The following is an 18684-nucleotide window of genomic DNA, read 5'->3' on the forward strand; positions in this document are numbered from 1 at the left end:
GAGCACTCCGCTCGCCGTCCAACAAAAGATGATGCGTCACGCGGACATCCGCACCACCATGAACATTTATGGAGACGTGGTCACCGATGAGATGGCCACGGCCAGTAGGAGAGTGGCCGCGCTTGCCTTTCGTGCAAACGGAGCGCAGACAGAGCGCAGAGGAATCTAAGCTGTTGAAAGAATGGCTCCTCAGGTAGGACTCGAACCTACAACCCTCCGGTTAACAGCCGGATGCTCTGCCATTGAGCTACTGAGGAGTGTGGCGTACGGCACGCGCCCGAGCAGGCGCGTCGTTACTGCTTCATTGTGGCACATTTTTCCGCGGCTTGTCACTCGCGCCCGCGAGACGCGTTCGACGCGGCGAGCACCGCCGTGGGGGTCGAACTCTACCGCGAGAAACAGCCGGTTTACCTCTTTTCCGCGGGAGCCTGGTTGCCGATATCGATGGCGGCCTTCCACGAGCCGTCGGCCTTACGCCGCCAGATGGTGACGTAACGGCCGCGGGTGATGACCTCGGTGCCGCCGGCCTGCTTCACGCGGATCTCGAACGGGCCCGTGGTGTAGCCGAGGCCGCCCGAGGCTTCGACGATCTCCGGCTTCCAGGTGATGCTCAGGTTCGGATCGGTCAGCAGGCCAGTCCAATTCTTCCGCTCGGCTTCGACCCCACTCAGCATCTGTCCCTGGTGGAAGAAGTGGATATCATCGTCGAAGAAGGAAATCACCTTCTCCACATCCTTGGCGCGGGCCGCGGCGGCGAAGGCAAGCTCGGTCTCGCGGACTTGCTTCACCTGCTTGGTCTCGTCGTTCCTGTCGTTGTTCTTGTCGCTGGGAAATCCCAACGTGGCGGCCAGCAGCAGCAAGGTAAATGACACGAGCGCTCGTTTCATCGTCTTCCCCCCTTTTCCTTACAACCAGCGCGAACAGGCTAAGGCCTCGGGCCCTACTTGCCAAGTGCAGCGGCGGCATTCCTTGACTTGGGCGGCTCGCCCGCGATACTTTCCGAGAGCCTTCCGCGTCTACACTCGCGCTTCCGAGGGGAGATTCTTTGGCCCAGCGTTTGCTCACCCTGACCAGCGACTTCGGCGCCTCCGACCATTTTGTGGGGACGATGAAGGGGGTGGTCCTCACGATCAATCCTGAGGCGAAGATCGTGGACATCTGCAACTCCGTCCACTCCTTCGATATCCTCGACGGCGCGCTGACCATTGCGCAGTCCTACAAGTACTTCCCTTCCGACACCGTGCACATGGTCATTGTGGACCCGGGCGTGGGAACGAACCGGCGTCCGATCCTGGTGACGGCGGAGAAGCACATCTTCCTCGCGCCCGATAACGGCGTGCTCTCGCTCGTCTATGAGCGCGAAGAGCGGCTGAGCGTGCGCCACATCACCGCCGAACACTACTTCCTGCAACCGATGAGCAACACGTTCCACGGCCGCGACCTGTTCTCCGCCGTTGCCGGCTGGCTGAGCAAGGGCGTGGAGGTGGCGAAGTTTGGCGAGGAGATCACGGATTTCGTCCGCTTTGCCGCGCCGCGGCCCAAGCCGGTGAACGAGAAGTTGATGAAGGGTGTGGTGCTCAAGGCCGACAAGTTCGGCAACCTGATCACCAACTTCACCCCCAAGGAAGTGCCACAACTGTTCCAGCCCGACCCGCCTCCGTTCAAGATCCTGATCGGCAAGAGCGAAGTCACACGCATGCGCGAGACCTACTCGGGCGGCGCGGCGGGCGAGATCTTCGGCGTGCTGGGCAGCATGGGATACCTCGAGATCGCCGCCAACCGCAGTTCGGCCGCGCGCCTGGTGGGAGCGGACAAAGGCTCCGACGTGGGCGTGCTGTTTGAAACCGAACACGCCGCCGCGCCGGCGGGGTAGGAAATTTCAGATTGCAGATTTCAGATTGCAGAATAAAAGGTTAGCTTCGCGAGCGACCGATTCTGAATTCTTCTGACTGAAGTCTGAAATCTGCGATTTTGATTCTGCAATCTGCAATCTGCAATCTGAAATCTGAAATCTGAAATCAAGGGTTCCGTGGTTTGGGGCGCGCGTAACGATCCATGTCACTCGTCCATTGCAGGAAGCGTCCGAGCTGGTTGCGCTCCTTCCACATGAAGCGCCAGAACTCGAAGAAGCCGATCTTATCCGCCTTCAAGCCGGCGTAGGTCTCGATGCGCCACCTGAGATACGGACTGCGCCAGGGCGCGAGCCGGTGGCCGCGCGAGGCGTTCCAGAGGAAGCGAAGCAAGTAGCGCATGACGTTTGAAAGTGACCCCAGCCAGTATAGCTAGAGCTCGTACTTCTTCATCAGGTGGCGGAAGCTGCGGTAGGAAAGTTTGAGCATCTCGGCCGCCTTGGTTTGCACTCCGCCGGACTGGCGCAGCGCGGATTGCAGCAGCGCGCGCTCCACGTCGGCGACGTAGCGCTCCATGTCCATGCCGTTCGAGGGGACGTTGGCTGCGCCGTTCCCGCCCACGCCGGCCGCGGCCGGGCGCGTGCGTTCCGCCGGCAGCTCGATGTGAAGCTCGTCGGTGGCTTCCATCGCCACCGCGCGTTCTACGGTGTTCTCCAGTTGGCGGACGTTGCCCGGCCAGTCAAAGCCGCTCAGCGCGTCGATGGCCTTCTTGGCGATGCGATGGATGCCCTTGCCTGCCGCCGGCGCGTACTTCTTGAGGAAGTGGTGGGCGAGCGGAGCCACGTCTTCGCGGCGCAGCCGCAGCGGCGGCACCAAGATCGGGATCACGCTGATGCGGTAATAGAGATCTTCGCGGAAGGTCTTCTCCGTGACCATGCTTTCCAGATCTTTGTTGGTGGCGGCGATCATGCGCACGTCGATGGCGATCTCCTGCGTGCCGCCCACCGGGCGGATCACGCGCTCCTGCAGCACGCGCAGCAGCTTGACCTGCATCGCCAGCGACATCTCGCTGATCTCATCGAGGAACACGGTACCGCCGGAAGCCACCTCGAACAGTCCCCGCTTGTTCTGGTTGGCGCCGGTGAAGGCGCCCTTCACGTAGCCGAAGAGCTCGCTTTCGAGCAGGGTCTCGGGAAAAGCGCCGCAGTTGATGGAGATGAAGGGCTCGTCCGCGCGCGGTGAACAATCATGCACGGCGCGCGCCACCAGCTCTTTGCCGGTGCCGCTCTCTCCGAAGATGACCACGGTGGAGCCGGTGGGAGCAACCGTGCGGATGGTGACCTTCAAGTCTTCCATCACGGCGCTGGTGCCGATGATGTTGTCGAGCGAATTGCGCGCGGAGGCGTCGCGCTTGTACGCCAGGTTCTGGCGCTTCAAGTCGCTGAGCATGAGCGCGCGTCCCAGGAACACGCGCAGCTCTTCGAGCAGGCTGGGACCTTTGTGGATGTATCCGAAGGCGCCGGCATTCACCGCGGACACCGCGGCTTCGTAGTCCTCAAAGCCGGTGATGAGGATGACGGCAGAATCGGGCGAGACGCGGCGCGCGTGCTTCAGCACTTCGATGCCGTTGATGCCGGGCATGTTGATGTCGGTGATGATGACGTCGTAGAGCGCGCCATCGATCTTCTTGATCGCGGCCTCGGCGGCGGCGACGGTCTCGACGCGATGGCCGTCCTTGCGGAAAGCGATCTCGAGCATCGAGCAGGTGTCGCGGCGATCGTCGCAAACGAGCAGGCTAGCCATGCGCCGCCTTTCCCGCCGCGATCGCGCGCGGCAGGCGCACCGGAGCTTCCGCCCGCTGCCACTTCACTCCCAGGATGAACTCCGCGCCCGCGCCCGGCGTCGAACGCACGCTGATGGAGGCTTCGTGCGCCTGCACGATCTGGTAGACGATGGCCAGTCCCAGCCCGGTGCCTTCCTCGAACTGCGATTGGAAGGGCTCGAAGATCTTTTCGATCTGCGCGCTGGTCAATCCCGGGCCGCTATCGCGGAAACTGATGCGCCACATGCTCTCGGTCGCAGCCAGCGAGACGCGCAACGTCCCGCCCTCAGGCATGGCGCGCATGGCGTTCTCGCAGATGTTCCAGAAGACCTGCTTCATCTTGTCGCCATCGACCACGGCCCAAGCCTCGGCGGCCTGGAAGTCGCGCTCGATGCGCACGGGCGGGCCACCCGCCGCAGGCCGGTTCTCCAGCAAGGTCAGCGTGTCTTCGATCAATGACCGCAGGTCGCAGCGCGTGAAGCGATAATTCTTCTCGCGCGAGAAGATGAGGAAGTCGGTGACGATGGAATTCAGCCGGTCAGACTCGCGGGTGACGATCTCGAGCAGCTCGCGCTGTTCTTCGGTGAGCGTCGCGATGGAGGAGAGCACTTTCACCGAGCCGCCGATGGAGGAGAGCGGGTTGCGGATCTCGTGCGCGATGCCGGCGGCCATGCGGCCGACGGCGGCAAGGCGATCGCGCATGCGCACCTCGCGCTCGAGGCGGCGGATGTCGGTGAGATCGTCGAAGGTGTAGACGTGTCCCAGCACGCCGCGCTCAGGGACGACCAGCGCGGAGCCCGTCACGGCCAGCGTCTTCTCCTGCTGCTGCGGTGCGCTGTAGCGCACCTCGGAGTGCGCGGTGGCGGAACGCACGTCGGGCAGACGGTCGAGGAAGAGCTGCGCGATGGGACGCCCCAACAGCTCGTGCGCGGGACGCTCCAGCAATTTCTCCGCCTGCGCGTTGACCACGGAGACGCGTCCATCGAGCCCGGTGGTGATCAAGCCGCCGGACATCGAGTTGATGATGTTCTCATGCAGCGCCTGCAAGTTCTCGAGCGCGCCGCTCACGCCGGCGAGTTCCACGTCGGCCATGCGCAGTTTGTTGCTCAGGCTGGTGGCGAGATACGCGATGGCCATGAAGGCGAACAGGTTGATGAAGATCGCCGCCTGCAGCGACTTTGGATCAGGGCGCGTGGTGGAGTAGGAGTGAATGGTGTCGAAGTAGGTTAGTTCGACCAGAACACCGAAGGCGATGAACGACAGCGCCGCCGTCAAGTATGCCCAGGCGCGCGAGAACAGGATGCTGGCCATGATGATGACCAGCGGGTACAGGAAGATGAACGAGGTGTCTTGTCCGCCGGTGAGATAGACGACCGCGGTGGTGAAGACGAGATCGCTGAAGACCTGCAGGCGCGCCTGGTTGCGATAGTCGTCCCAGAGAAAGAGCAGCAGCACGTAGAAGACGGCGATGGTGAACCAGAGCACGATCACGCTGACGAACAGGCGCTCGGGGACGGGCGTCGGCGTCAGGCGCGTGATGGCCAGCTCGATGGCCAGCAGGAAGGTGATGATGATGATGCGGACCTTCGCCAGCCAGGTGAGCCAGGTGCGCTCGTTGAAATCAGTTGCCATCGTGCTTCCTCGGTCCCCCAAGCACACTACGGCTGCGTTCGTTGCTGCGGTTCCAGACGACAGCCTTGGGACCGGTCGTGTTCTAGCCGGAGAGCTTGGCGATCAGCGAGAACAGCGGCATGTACAGCGAGATCACGATGCCGCCGACAGCCACGCCGAGGAAGCCGATCAGCAACGGCTCCATCAGGGTGAGCATGTCTTTGGTGGCAGCGTCGACTTCGTCCTCGTAGAAGTCGGCGATCTTCTGCAACATGGCGTCCATCGCGCCGGTGGCTTCACCAACGCCGATCATCTGCGTCACCATGTTGGGGAAGACGCCCGACTCACGCAGCGGATCCACGATGGTGCGGCCTTCCTCGATCGCCTTCCGCACCTTCAACAGCGCTTCCTCGAGCACCGCATTGCCCGAGGTGCGGGCGGTGATGGAGAGGCCTTCCAGGATGGGGACGCCGGAAGTGATCAGCGTACCGAGGGTGCGGGTGAAGCGCGCGACCGCGATCTTGCGCAGCAGCATGCCGAGAATCGGCGTGTTGAGCAGCATCTTGTCGAGGAAGTAGCGGCCCTGCGGCGACTTGCGCACCTGCTTGATGCCGAAGAAGAGGGCGATGGGGAGGCCGATCAGCCCCCACCAGAAGGTCTGCACAAAAGCGCTCAAGCCCATCACGATCTTGGTGGGCAGCGGCAGTTCCACGCCCAAGCCGGCGAACAGGTTGGCGAAGGTGGGAACCACGAACTTGAGCAGGCCGGCCACGACCAAGAGCGCGATGCCGATGACCGAGACGGGATAGATCATCGCCGACTTGATGGCCGACTTCAACTTCACCGCTTTTTCAACGTAGGTGGCAAGGCGCTGCAGGATGAGGTCGAGAATACCGCCGGTCTCGCCCGCCTCCACCATGTTGACGGTGAGGTCATCGAAGATCTTGGGAAAGCCACGCATGGCGTTGGCGAGCGTGGAGCCGCCTTCCACCGAGGCGCGCACGCCCGCCAGACATTTCTGGAAGGCGGGATTCTCCTGGTTGGCGCCCAGGATCTCGAGACACTGCACCAGCGGGAGGCCGGCATCGATCATGACGGAGAACTGGCGAAAGAAGATGGCGATGTCCTTGGTGGCCACCCCGCCGCCGCCGATCTTGGGCAGCGCGAATTCCTTGCCCTTCTCCGTGATCTTGGAGGGACGGATGCGCTCGCGCTTGAGCGCGGCCTCAAGCGAACCCTTGCTCTCGGACGCGCGTTCGCCGGTGATTTTTTTCCCGGCGGCGTCCGTTCCCGTGAATGTGAATACTGGCATGACTGACCTCCCCTTACGATTCCCCGACTGCTGGTTCTAGTGCGTGTCCGATCTCCTGTTTCTACTTACCGCTTGGCCGCCGCTGCCGATGCCGGCCGGTTCAAGCCTCCGCCGCGATTGATGATCTCCTGCAATTCATCCGGATTCGACGAGCGGATCAGCGCCGTGTCCAGCGAGATCTGCTTGGTCAGGTAGAGCGTAGCGAGCGACTGGTTGAACGTCTGCATGCCGAACTTTTCCTGGCCCGACTGCATGGCGGAATAGATCTGGTGGATCTTGTCTTCGCGGATCAGGTTGCGGATGGCGGCGTTGGGCACCAGGATCTCCATCGCCATGGCGCGTCCTTGTCCGCCGATCTTGGGCAGCAACGCCTGGCAAAGGATGCCCTCCAGCACGAGCGAGAGCTGGGCGCGGATCTGCGACTGCTGGTGCGATGGGAACACGTCGATCACGCGGTTGATGGTGGACGACGCCGAGTTGGTGTGCAAGGTGCCGAAAGTAAGGTGGCCCGTTTCCGCGATGCGCAGTGCCGCTTCGATCGTCTCCAGATCGCGCATCTCGCCGATGAGGACGATGTCCGGGTCCTCGCGCAGCGCGGCGCGCAGCGACTCGGTGAAGCCCTTGGTATCCGAGTGCACTTCGCGCTGGTTGACCAGGCAGTTCTTGTGCTGGTGCACGAACTCGATGGGATCCTCGATGGTGATCATGTGCTCGTGCCGCTCGGTGTTGATCTTGTCGAGCATGGCAGCGAGCGTGGTGGATTTCCCCGAGCCCGTGGGGCCGGTCACCAGGATCAGTCCGCGCGGACGGTCGCACAGCTTGGCCACTACCTGCGGCAGCGCCAATTGCTGGAAGGATTTGATCTCAAAGGGGATCACGCGGAATACAGCCGCGGTGGCGCCGCGCTGGTTGAAGCAGTTGCCGCGGAAGCGCGCCAGCCCCTTCAGTCCGAAGGAGAAGTCGAGTTCCAGATTCTCTTCGAAGCGGTGCTTCTGCGCGTCGGTGAGCACGCTGTAAGCCAGCGACTTGGTGTCGGAGGGCGTGAGCGGCGGCATGTCGAGCGGCTGCAAGTGGCCGTGCACGCGCACCTGCGGCGGCGAGTTGGTGGTGATGTGCAGGTCGCTGCCATTCATCTCCAGCATCTTCTTGAGCAGATCGCTGAGCGTTGCTGTCGGCATTCCGTATCTTCCCTTCGCTTCCTACTGAACCTTCTCTTACTGAAGCTGCTGTCTAGTGGACCAGGGTTTAGTGGACCGTCTCGCGCGCCACTTCTTCCAGCGTGGTCTGGCCTAACATCGCCTTGATCAATCCACTGCGGCGCAGAGTGATCATGCCGCGTTCGATGGCTTTCTTCTTCAACTCCACCGCCGACGCGCCGATCAGGATCAGCTCGCGCACCTCGTCGTCGATCTCCATGACTTCGTACAGGCCGCAGCGTCCTTTGTATCCGCTGTTGCCGCAGACGGTGCAGCCCTTGCCCTTGAAGACTTTTGCCGTCTTCGATTCTTCCGGCGTGAAGCCGGCCTCGATCATCGCGTGCGGCGGCAAGTTGACTTCTTCTTTGCACTCGGCGCAGACGCGGCGCACCAGGCGCTGCGCCACGATCATGTGCACCGAGGTCGCGACCAGGAAGGGCTCGATGCCCATGTTCATCAGGCGGCTGACGGTCTCCGGCGCGCCGTTGGTGTGCAGCGTCGAAAGCACCAGATGGCCCGTCAACGCGGCCTTGATGGCGATCTCGGCGGTTTCGAAGTCGCGGATCTCGCCCACCAGGATGATGTTCGGGTCTTGCCGCAGGAACGAGCGCAGCGCGGCGGCGAAGTTCAGCCCGATGGATTCCTTCATCTGCACCTGGTTCACGCCGGAGAGCTGGAACTCGACCGGATCTTCCGCCGTCATGATGTTGGTGTCGGGCTGGTTCAGCCGCGAGATGGCGGAGTAGAGCGTGTTCGTCTTGCCCGAGCCTGTGGGGCCGGTGACCAGCACCATGCCATAGGGTTTCAGGATGGCCTTGGTGAATTTTTCCAGCGATTCGGGCTCGAAGCCGAGCTTGGTCATGTCGAGACGCAGGTTCTCTTTGTCGAGCAAGCGCATCACGATCTTCTCGCCCCACAGCGTGGGCAGCGTGCTCACGCGGTAATCGAGCTGCTTCTTCTTGCCGCCGATCTGCATCTTCAGCATGATGCGTCCGTCTTGCGGCAGGCGCTTTTCCGAGATGTCGAGCTTGGCCATGATTTTGATGCGCGACGTGATGGCGTCCTTCAACTTCGCCGGCGGATTCATGATCGAGTGCAGCATGCCGTCGATGCGGAAGCGCACGCGATATTCCTTCTCGTACGGCTCTACGTGGATGTCGCTGGCGCCGCGCTTCACCGCGTCTGTCAGGATCAGGTTCACGAGCTTCACGATGGGCGCTTCGTCGGCCGCCTTCTCCAGCTCGTTCAGTCCCATCTCGGTGGGATCTTCGGTGAGCTCCACGTCCGCATCGCCGCCCATCTCCGCCACCGACGCCATGACCTTCTCCATGTCGTCTTCCTGGCTGGAGCCGTAGGCCTTCTCGATGTGCTCCATGATCGCGCTCTCGCTGGCGACCACCGGCTCGATGTTGAAGCCGGTCATGAACTTGATGTCGTCCATGGCGAACACATTGGTGGGATCGACCATCGCGATGGTGAGCGACGCGCCCACGCGCGAGAGGGGCAGGATCTGGTAGCGTTTCGCCGTCTCCTGCGGGATCAGCTTGACCACCGAGCCATCGATCTCGAAGAACGAGAGGTTGATGGCCGGCACGCCATACTGGCGGGAGAGGAAGTTAGTGACGTCTTCGTCGGAGAGGAAGCCCAGCTTCACCAGCGCTGAACCCAGGCGCGTCCCTTGCTCTTTCTGGGCCTTGAGCGCCTGTTCCAGTTGCTCCGAGGTGATGACTTTTTCTTTGACCAGCAGATCGCCGAGACGCTGCGACATACTTCCTTTTTCCGATCGGAACTGGATTCGTACTGCGCCCCCGGGTGCGCGGGGCCGTGAAACTATGGGGGAAAGATGTGCGCGCATCGTATGTCGCATTGACACAAATTGTCAATCGAGAATTGTTGCTCGATTGGTAACCGGACGCGAACTCGGCAACCCAAAGCTCGGTTTACGGAATCGGGTGTTTCGCTGAATCGGGAGAGCGATTTCCGCTGCGCCTTTGGAAGTACACTGAAAGCGTGCGCACCCGCATAAAAACCCGCCGCCAGCCACGCCCGGAAAGCGCTGTCCGGCGCTATTATGCCGCCCTGCTGGCGCGCTGGGGAGCGCAGCACTGGTGGCCGGCGCAGTCGCGCTTCGAGGTGATCGTCGGCGCCTTCCTGACGCAAAACACCTCGTGGACGAACGTGGAAAAAGCTATGCGCAGCCTGCGGCGTGCCCGCAAGCTCTCACTCGCCGGCATCCGCTCCACGCCCGAACCGGACCTGGCCGCGCTGGTGCGGTCGTCGGGCTACTACAAGCAGAAGGCGCATCGGCTGAAACGTTTTGTCGCGTGGCTGGATGCGGCTTACGGCGGCTCGCTCGATCGCATGTTCGCGCGGCCGACGGAGACGCTGCGCGCCGAGCTGCTCGCGCTCCACGGCGTCGGTCCGGAGACGGCGGATTCCATCCTGCTCTATGCCGGGGGACATCCCGTGTTCGTGGTGGACGCGTACACGCGGCGCATCTTCGAGCGCCACGACCTTGTCCCGGCGAAAGCAAAGTATGACGAGCTGCGCGGGCTCGGAGAACGCGCACTGGCGGATGTGGGAAGCGATCTGCCGCGCGGCAGCCAGCCGATGCATTCGCCTTCCCGCATGAGCCGCGCGCAACGCGGCGAGCAGGCGCATCAGTTCAACGAGTTCCACGGCTTGATCGTGCGCGCCGGCAAAGAGTTCTGCGGCGCGCAGGCGAGCTGCGCCGGATGTCCGCTGGAGAAGTTCCTGCCGCGCTAACGCGCCGGACCCGCAAAACATCTGCAAAAACAGAGCGCTTGTTTTCAAGCGACTATAATGGCGGACAAGCTCCGGCAACTGAACGCAGTCGGCATGGCTCCGCGCCGGAGCGTCTCCTGAATGGCCACAAATCCTGAGAACGCGAGCAGTTCCGGCAGGCGCCGCAAGACCGGCGTCATCATCCTGCTGGTGGTGGTGGTGCTGCTGTTCGTGGCGCTGGCCTCGCAGACCGCGTTCAATCTGACCTTTCTGCGTCCGGAGACCTCGGAGCAGACCTTGCTGTTCAGCGCGCTCTCGGCGCTGATCTTCCTTGTCTTCGTCGCGCTCACCTTCGTCCTCGGACGCAACCTGCTCAAGCTCTATGCCGAGCGGCGCATCGGCGTGCCGGGCTCCAAGTTCCGCACGCGCATGGTCGTGGGCGCGTTGTTGCTCTCGTTCCTGCCCGTGATCTTCCTCTTCCAGTTCGCCTACCTGCTGATGAACCGCTCCATCGAGAAGTGGTTTTCCGGGCCGGTGGAGGAGCTGCGCGAGGAGTCTGGACGGGTGGCGACGATGATGGCGCGCTACGCCGCCGACGATGCGCGCACCGAAGCGGAATCCATTGCCAGCACGCCGGATGTCCAGCGCGCTTTTTCGACCGGCAACTACGCCGCCGTGCTGAACGAGTTTCACCGCCACGAGAAAACGTTGCAGGGCGGCTTCGCGGTGGCCACGGTAGACGATGACAGCGTGGCCAGCCTCGGCCTTCCCGAAGCCTGGGGAGTGATGCGCTCCAAGCTGCCCGCCGCCGCGGAGGCGCACAGCAAGCAGCTGCCCGCCTTCATTCTGGAGAACAAAGAGTACGTGCTGGGCAGCGCGCCGATCGAGGGCGGCGGCAGGATCATCGTGGCCATCCCGCTGCCCGGTCAGTTTTCCGCCACGCTCAGCGAGATCGAGCAGACGCAGCGCCGCTACTACGAGCTGGCGCAACAGCGCAAACAGGTGCGCCGCACTTACATGGGATTCCTGCTGCTGCTCACGGTGCTGGTGTTGTTCGCCGCCACCTGGCTGGCACTGTTCCTCTCCAAGCTCGTCACCCGCCCGGTGGCCGCGCTCGCGGAAGCGACCGACCAGATCTCGAGAGGCCGCCTGGATTACCGCATCGAGGTCGCCGCGGCCGACGAGCTGGGAGAGCTGGTCGCATCCTTCAATCGCATGGCCGGAGAACTCGAAGGGAACCGCAAGCAGATCGAATCTTCCACCCGCGATCTGGAAGATGCGAACGTGGAGCTGGAACAGCGGCGCCGGCAGATCGAGACCATCCTCGAGAGCATCCCCACCGGCGTACTGTCGCTCAACGACGATCGCCGCGTCACGCGCACCAACCGCGTCTTCCTCCGCATCTTTGCGACTGCGCACGTGACTCCGGGGTCGCAACTGCGCGATGTGTTTCCGCCCGAGGTGGTCGAAGACATCGAGCACATGCTGCGCAAGGCCGACCGCATGGGCACCAGTTCGAGCCAGATGGAGATCGGGGGGGCGCGCGAACGCGTCCACGTCTCGCTCACCGTGGCATCGCTACAGCACGAAGGCCAACGGCTCGGATACGTGCTGGTCTTCGAGGACCTGTCAGACCTGCTGAAGGCACAGAAGCAGGCGGCGTGGCGCGAGGTGGCACGGCGCGTGGCGCACGAGATCAAGAACCCGCTCACGCCCATCGCGCTCTCCGCCGAGCGCATCCGGCGGCACCTGGAGCGCGGCGGCACCCCCGACGAAGAATCCATCGCCGTGATCCATGGTTGCGCGGAGACCATCGCCGGCGCCGTGGAGACGGTGCGCACGCTGGTGGACGAATTCTCCACCTTGGCGCGCTTCCCTGCCTCGCAGCCCGAGCCGGCCGACATCAACGCCGTCATCGAGGGCGCCCTCGCCATGTTCAACGGACGCCTCGACGGTATCGCCGTCCGCACCGAGCTGGCGCGTTCGCTGCCCAAGGTGCTCGCCGACCCTGAGGCGATCCGCCGCGCCGTCGCCAACCTGGTGGATAACGCCGCCGAAGCCATGCAGGATTCGCTCATCCGCGAGATCCACATCTCGACTGCGCTGCTCAGCAGCAAGGACATCGTCGAGATCGTGGTCTCCGATACCGGACACGGCGTCACCCGCGAGCTCAAGGAAAAACTCTTCCTGCCATATTTTTCCACCAAGAAACGCGGCACTGGGCTCGGCCTGGCCATCGTCAGTCGCATCATCGAAGACCATCACGGCTCCATCCGGGTGGAGGAGAATATCCCGCTCGGCGCGCGCTTCATCGTCGAGCTGCCGGTGGCGAGCGAAGGCGACGCGCATCCTCCGGCAGACCGCGACACCAACGCTACTCATGCTCAACATCCTGATCGTTGACGACGAGGCCGCCATCCGGCAATCGCTGCGGGGCGTGCTCGAGGACGAAGGCTACAAGGTCGCCACCGCGGAGAGCGGTGAGGCTTGCCTTGACGCCGTCGCGCATCGCGTCTTCGACGTGGTGCTGCTCGATATCTGGCTGCCCGGGATGGACGGCCTTACCGCACTCGAGAAAGTCCGCGAGATGGAAGACGCGCCTGAGGTCATCATGATCTCCGGCCACGGCACCATCGAGACCGCGGTGCGCGCGACAAAACTCGGCGCTTACGACTTCCTGGAAAAGCCGCTCCAGCTCGAGAAGACGCTCATTCTGGTGAAGCACGCCGCCGAAGCCAAGCGCCTGCGCGGCGAGAATCGCGAGCTGAAAAAGCAGGTGCACGCGAAAAGCGTGATCGTGGGCGACAGTGTCCCGATGAAGGCGCTGCGCCAGCAGATCGGATTGATGGCGCCCACCAACGGTCGCGTGCTCATCTACGGCGAATCGGGCGTGGGCAAGGAGTTGGCCGCGCTCGCCATCCACTCGCACAGCTTGCGTAAAGACGCGATGTTCGTCGAGGTGAACTGCGCCGCTATTCCCGAGGACCTGATCGAGAGCGAGCTCTTCGGACACCGCAAAGGCTCATTCCCCGGCGCCACCAGCGACAAGGAAGGCAAGTTCCAGAAGGCCGACGGCGGCACGCTCTTTCTCGACGAGGTCGGCGACATGAGCCTGAAGACGCAGTCCAAGGTGCTGCGCACGCTCGACGAGCAGCGCTTCACTCCGGTGGGCGGCGATGAGGCCGTGGCGGCGGATGTCCGCGTCATCGCGTCGACGAACAAAGACCTGGAAGAAGAGATCGCGCGCGGCAACTTCCGCGAAGACTTGTTCTATCGGCTGAACGTGATCCCCTTCTTCGTGCCGCCTTTACGCGAACGGAAAGAGGATATTCCTTTGCTGGCGCGCTACTTCCTTAAGGATTTCGCGCAGGCTTACGGACGCCGCTCGCGCGAGATCACCGACGACGCCATCGAGACGCTCACGCGCTATGCCTGGCCGGGAAATATCCGCGAGCTGCGCAACGTGATCGAGCGCATCGTGATCATGAATCCCACGGCCGGCAAGCTCGATCGCAAGCATCTGCCGCCGCTCGTCTATCGCGAAGGCGCCAAGCGGCAGGGCTCGGAGTTCTCGACGCTGCACCAGGCGCGCGCCGCTTACGAGCGCGACTACATCCTGAAGAAGCTCGACGAGAACCACGGCAACGTGAGCCGGACCGCCGAAGTCCTCGGCCTGGAACGCTCACACTTGTATCGGAAGATGAAGACGCTGGGGATCGCGGTGAAAGAGTAGTTCGTTTTTTATTTGCCTCCCGAGCGCGGCGAGGGAACCCAATCGTCTCAAAATGCTTGGCTCGGTAGGGATTCCTCGCTGCGCTCGGAATGTAAAAACAAGCAGGCTACTCGTCGACCGGTTCCTCTTCCAGCGACCCAAGATCCTGCAACTGCTTGCGCCAGTCCAGGTCATCGACAAACCCGCGCGACTGCCGCCAATCCGGTTGCACCTTCACGAATAATTCCAGGAAGACTTTCACGCCCAACAGTTTCTCGATGTCGATGCGCGCGGTGGTGCCGATCCTCTTGATCATCTCGCCGGCGCGTCCTACCACGATCTTTTTCTGGCCATCGCGCTCCACGAAGATGGCCGCCGCGATGCGCGTGACTTTCTCTTTCTCCTCCCACTGCTCCACCCGGACGGCGGCCGCGTACGGCACCTCCTCCGCGGTGTGCATGAGCACTTTCTCGCGGATGATCTCCGCCGCCAAAAAGCGCTCGGGCTGGTCCGTGATCTGGTCCTGGGGAAAGAACGGCTGTCCGTTGGGCAGCGCGTTGGCGATCTTCCCAATCAACGTCTCCAGGCCTTCCTTCTTCTTCGCCGAGATGGGGATGATCTCCTGGAACTCGTGCCGCTGGCTCCAATCCGCCATCACCGGCAGCAGCTTCTGCTTGTGGACCACGTCCACTTTGTTGAGCAGCAGGAAAACGGGGCCGCCCGCGTTCTTGACCGCGTCGAGCGTGAACTGGTCGCCGGTGCCGAATTTCTGCGTGGCGTCCACGATGAGCAGCGTGAGATCACGCGAGGCGAGCGCGTCATAGACCTCCTGCATCATCCGGCGATTGAGTTGCGAATCGGGTTTGTGGACGCCGGGCGTATCCACCAGCACGATCTGCGCCGCGGGTACGCCCTTTTTCGCGCGCAGGTTCAGGATGCCAAGTATGCGATTGCGCGTGGTCTGCGGCTTGTGCGTGACGATGGCGACCTTCTGCCCGATGAGCGCGTTGAGCAGGGTCGACTTGCCTGCGTTGGGCCGCCCGATGATGGAAACGAATCCTGCGCGCATGGTCCCTCTTAGGCGCGCTTGGCGGTGCGCGGTTCTTTCTGCCGCGAAGCTTTCGGCTGCGGCTCCTTCGTATCCGGTTCGCGAGCGCCGATACGGCTGATGCGCACGCGCTCGATGAGGCGGTCGGTGGAATCGAGCACCTCAAAGCGCAGCCCTTCATCTTCCACTACCGCGCCAGCTTCGGGGATGCGTCCCATCAACTCGCTCACCAGCCCACCGACCGTGGTGGCTTCGCGCGGCTCCCGACGCAGGTCGAACAACTGCGCGATGCGGTCGATATCCATGTTGCCGGGCACAACGTAGGAGTTCGGATTCTCGTGCACGATGTCGGCCTTGGCTTCGTGCTCGTCGCGGATCTCGCCGACGATCTCTTCCACCAGGTCTTCAATGGTCACGATACCGGCGAGCGAGCCATATTCGTCGATCACGATGGCCATGTGGATGTTCTCGCGCTGCATCTCGCGCAGCAACAGTGAAACGCGCTTGGTCTCGGGGACGTAGTACGCCTGCCGCATCATCTCGCCCACGGTACGTTGCTTGGCTTCCGAGTCGGGGATCTGCAGCACGTCTTGCGCGAACACGATGCCCTTGATCTTGTCGATGCTCTCGTCGTACACCGGCACGCGCGAGTACGGCTTGGTGCGTTGCAGCTCGATGAACTGCTCCACACTCATGGCCGCCGGCACCGCGACCACCTCCGGCCGCGGCGTCATCACCTCGCGCACCGTCTTCTCGCTGAACTCCACGACCGAGTGGATGAGGTCGCGGTCCGCTTCCTCGAGGATGCCCTCTTCCTGTCCCGCTTCGATCAGCGCGTCCACCGCCTCGGAAGGATGTTCGGGATGCTCGGGCTCCGTGGTCTCAGCCAGCGCGGCCACCGAGAGCGCGAAGCCGAGGATCACGGTGATGGGGAAGACGATCCAGATCAGCACGCGCAACACCAATCGGAACGGACGCAGCCATTCTCCCTTCGTGCGCGTGAACAGCACGAACGGCAGCAGGCGATTGAAGATGATGATGGCGAAAATAACGATCACGCCCGCGCGCACCAGCTCGCCCGCGCTCCAGGTAGCGTCAAAAAACACGTAGTACGCGGTGAGCAGCGAGAATGCCGCTGTGATCAATTGCGTGAGCACCGACATGGAAAGCGAAGCGCGCTGCCGGCTCACGCCCAGCCGCGGCTCCACCTCGCGCTCGTAACACTCGATGTTCTCCTGGAATTCGCGGGCCAGGAATTTGCCCATCTCGTTGTAGACGCGCTCTACGTACGAGGCCAGCGTGAGCAGGCCAAGCAGCACGACCATGGCGGGAACGATGGCCCAGATCATCGGCCGCCCGCTTTCGGCGGACGGCGACCCGGCTCGCGGCGCCTGTGTTCACTGCGGGCGATCAACGCCGGTGGCAGGTCGAGCTGCGCGCGCAGCCGCGCTTCTTTGCGGCGCATCTCGCCCGCATCGGTCTCATGGTCGTAGCCGGCTAGGTGCAACAGGCCATGCAGGATGAGGACGCACAACTCTTTCGCGACGCTGTGTCCCAGGCGGCGCGCGTTGGCGCGCGCGATGGTCGCGGATACCGCAATCTCGCCGGCGATGTCGCCGCGGACGTCTTTATTCCCAAGGGCCGCATTCCGACGAACCGCGGGGAATGACAGCACGTCCGTGGGCTGGTCTTTGCCGCGGAAATCGCGGTTCAGGCGGCGTAGCTCGGCATTGCCCGTGATGAGGACGTTCACCTCGCCGCGCAACCTCACCGCGCGGCACGCGCGCGCGGTGAAGCGCTGGAGTGCCGCCTGGCTTATGCCGCTGCTGCTTTGCCGCGTGCTGCTTTGCCGCATGATGACCAACACCGCTCCGTCGTTCCGTCTTTCCGCCGTTCCGCCGCTACGTTGCCCCAAAACGAACGGGAGGGCGATTGGGGCTGCCCTCCCGGCGCACATTGTACAAGTTCTAGTCCGCGATACGATCCTCAGCTGTCCCGCTCTGTCCGCCGCGGTCCGAATCGTGCTCCTGGGATCCGGATGGCGGCCGCGATTGTGATGGTGCGGGCGCCGCGGGCCGGGAATCCGTCTTCGTCCTCTCGCCCCTGGTGCCGAGCGAGAGCTGCAGCTGCGCCTCACGCGCGATCTTGGCATCGTCATATGCGCGGATGATGCGCTGTACCAGGTGATGGCGCACCACGTCGCCCTCATCGAAGTGGCAGAACGATATCCCTTCCACGTTGCTCAGGATGTCCATCGCCTCGATCAGGCCGCTGCGCTTCGCTCCCGGCAAGTCGATCTGCGTGATGTCGCCGGTGATCACCGCCTTGGCGTTGAAGCCCAGGCGCGTGACGAACATCTTCATCTGCTCCGAGGTCGTGTTCTGCGCCTCGTCCAGGATGACGAACGCGTCGTTGAGTGTGCGTCCGCGCATGAAGGCGATGGGCGCGATCTCGATCACGTTCTTCTCCAGGAAGCGGTCCACCTTCTCGTTGTCGAGCAGGTCATAGAGCGCGTCGTAGAGCGGACGCAGATACGGATCGACCTTCTCCTGCAGCGTGCCGGGAAGAAAACCGAGCCGCTCGCCCGCTTCCACCGCGGGACGCGCCAGGATGATGCGGTTCACCTGCTTGTTGAGCAATGCCGCGATCGCCATCGCCACCGCGAGATACGTCTTGCCCGTGCCCGCCGGGCCGATGCCGAAGACCATGTCCGTCTTTTCGATGGACTCGATGTAACGCCGCTGATTGATGCTCTTGGGCTGCACCGGCCGCTTGCCGAACGAGCGCTGCTTCCCCGCTTCGGCCAGCGTGCGCAGCGTGGCGCTGGGGTCTTGCGTCACCACGCGCAGCATCGCGCCCAGGTCGCCGTTGGTGAATTTGTGGCCGGCGCGCTGCAAGTGCTCGTAGTCGACGAAGATCTGTTCGGCGCGGCCCACTTTCTCGGCGTCGCCCTTGATCTCGATCGAATCTGCTTTCAGGTCGATGGTGACGTTCAATCCGTCTTCGAGCACGCGCAGGTTCTCGTCGCGGGTGCCGAACAAGCCTTCGATGTTGCGGCCGATCTCGATGTTTTTCTTCATCGCCTGGGGCATCGTCCTCCATCGGTCCGGGCACGCGCGCGCAGCTGCCGCGGTGCGGATGGTTGTCTGCACAATGGATGCAGGCACAAAATGTTCAGTGAGATGTACGAAGGGTTCGAATGCGCGCCACGTCGCGTGGGGCGGACTGCCATTGCGGCAAGAGTACCCCGCTCCGATTTGCCAGTCAATCCCGTAAACGTCCCTCCACCATTAAATTTAGATGACAGGAGCGGCGGTCGCGCCGCAGCGCGGCCGAAATTCGAGAGTAGCGCCGGCATCTTGCCGGCTGCCGCGAGGGCATCCTGCCC

The 18684-nt window shown here is 63.1% G+C and carries 15 protein-coding genes and 1 tRNA gene; 4 read left to right on the plus strand and 12 right to left on the minus strand.

Annotated elements, in window-relative coordinates; translation table 11 throughout:
- Nucleotides 1-182 precede the first annotated feature (182 nt).
- Nucleotides 183-257 (minus strand) — tRNA-Asn (locus M3P27_10805).
- Between the two features lie 150 nt (nt 258-407).
- A complete protein-coding gene (locus tag M3P27_10810; protein ID MDP9268797.1) occupies nt 408-887 on the minus strand; it encodes a DUF4440 domain-containing protein in 480 nt (159 codons plus the stop codon).
- Nucleotides 888-1045: 158 nt separating this feature from the next.
- Here M3P27_10810 and M3P27_10815 point away from each other — a divergent pair, with 158 nt between their 5' ends.
- On the plus strand, nt 1046-1873 hold the full coding sequence (locus tag M3P27_10815) for an SAM-dependent chlorinase/fluorinase (GenBank protein MDP9268798.1): 828 nt from the start codon (nt 1046-1048) through the stop codon (nt 1871-1873).
- 145 nt (nt 1874-2018) lie between these two features.
- On the opposite strand, the gene M3P27_10820 is transcribed toward M3P27_10815, so the two are convergent.
- The 6 genes from M3P27_10820 to pilB form a co-directional block, all read right to left on the minus strand.
- Complete coding sequence (locus tag M3P27_10820; GenBank protein ID MDP9268799.1) at nt 2019-2252, minus strand: hypothetical protein; 234 nt, start codon at nt 2250-2252, stop codon at nt 2019-2021.
- A gap of 30 nt (nt 2253-2282) precedes the next feature.
- Entirely contained in the window at nt 2283-3653 is a 1371-nt protein-coding gene (locus M3P27_10825) for a sigma-54 dependent transcriptional regulator (protein MDP9268800.1), read from the minus strand.
- Nucleotides 3646-5304 (minus strand): ATP-binding protein, encoded by a 1659-nt coding sequence (locus tag M3P27_10830; GenBank protein ID MDP9268801.1) that lies wholly within the window; start codon nt 5302-5304, stop codon nt 3646-3648. Before M3P27_10830 ends, M3P27_10825 begins: the two co-directional genes overlap by 8 nt.
- 82 nt (nt 5305-5386) lie before the next feature.
- On the minus strand, nt 5387-6595 hold the full coding sequence (locus tag M3P27_10835) for a type II secretion system F family protein (protein ID MDP9268802.1): 1209 nt from the start codon (nt 6593-6595) through the stop codon (nt 5387-5389).
- Nucleotides 6596-6660: 65 nt separating this feature from the next.
- Entirely contained in the window at nt 6661-7773 is a 1113-nt protein-coding gene (locus M3P27_10840) for a type IV pilus twitching motility protein PilT (GenBank protein ID MDP9268803.1), read from the minus strand.
- A 67-nt stretch (nt 7774-7840) separates the two neighbouring features.
- Complete coding sequence (gene pilB / locus M3P27_10845; GenBank protein ID MDP9268804.1) at nt 7841-9559, minus strand: type IV-A pilus assembly ATPase PilB; 1719 nt, start codon at nt 9557-9559, stop codon at nt 7841-7843.
- A 242-nt stretch (nt 9560-9801) separates the two neighbouring features.
- Here pilB and M3P27_10850 point away from each other — a divergent pair, with 242 nt between their 5' ends.
- From M3P27_10850 to M3P27_10860, 3 genes are all read left to right on the plus strand, one after another.
- The gene (locus M3P27_10850; protein ID MDP9268805.1) at nt 9802-10557 is read left to right on the plus strand and encodes an endonuclease III domain-containing protein; all 756 of its coding nucleotides are present in this window, start codon (nt 9802-9804) and stop codon (nt 10555-10557) included.
- A 120-nt stretch (nt 10558-10677) separates the two neighbouring features.
- Nucleotides 10678-12939 (plus strand): ATP-binding protein, encoded by a 2262-nt coding sequence (locus M3P27_10855; protein MDP9268806.1) that lies wholly within the window; start codon nt 10678-10680, stop codon nt 12937-12939.
- Nucleotides 12917-14269 carry a sigma-54 dependent transcriptional regulator gene (locus M3P27_10860; GenBank protein ID MDP9268807.1) on the plus strand — a complete coding sequence of 451 codons (1353 nt, stop codon included), beginning with the start codon at nt 12917-12919 and terminating at the stop codon, nt 14267-14269. Before M3P27_10855 ends, M3P27_10860 begins: the two co-directional genes overlap by 23 nt.
- A gap of 106 nt (nt 14270-14375) precedes the next feature.
- Here M3P27_10860 and era read toward each other — a convergent pair whose 3' ends face one another.
- The 4 genes from era to M3P27_10880 form a co-directional block, all read right to left on the minus strand.
- On the minus strand, nt 14376-15317 hold the full coding sequence (era, locus tag M3P27_10865) for a GTPase Era (protein MDP9268808.1): 942 nt from the start codon (nt 15315-15317) through the stop codon (nt 14376-14378).
- 8 nt (nt 15318-15325) lie between these two features.
- Nucleotides 15326-16645: a hemolysin family protein gene (locus M3P27_10870; GenBank protein MDP9268809.1), complete on the minus strand. Its 1320-nt coding sequence runs from the start codon at nt 16643-16645 to the stop codon at nt 15326-15328.
- Entirely contained in the window at nt 16642-17151 is a 510-nt protein-coding gene (gene ybeY / locus M3P27_10875) for an rRNA maturation RNase YbeY (GenBank protein ID MDP9268810.1), read from the minus strand. Before ybeY ends, M3P27_10870 begins: the two co-directional genes overlap by 4 nt.
- A gap of 112 nt (nt 17152-17263) precedes the next feature.
- A complete protein-coding gene (locus M3P27_10880) occupies nt 17264-18376 on the minus strand; it encodes a PhoH family protein (GenBank protein MDP9268811.1) in 1113 nt (370 codons plus the stop codon).
- Nucleotides 18377-18684 lie beyond the last annotated feature (308 nt).

The organism is Acidobacteriota bacterium (assembly GCA_030774055.1).
Taxonomy (GTDB): domain Bacteria; phylum Acidobacteriota; class Terriglobia; order Terriglobales; family Acidobacteriaceae; genus JACPNR01.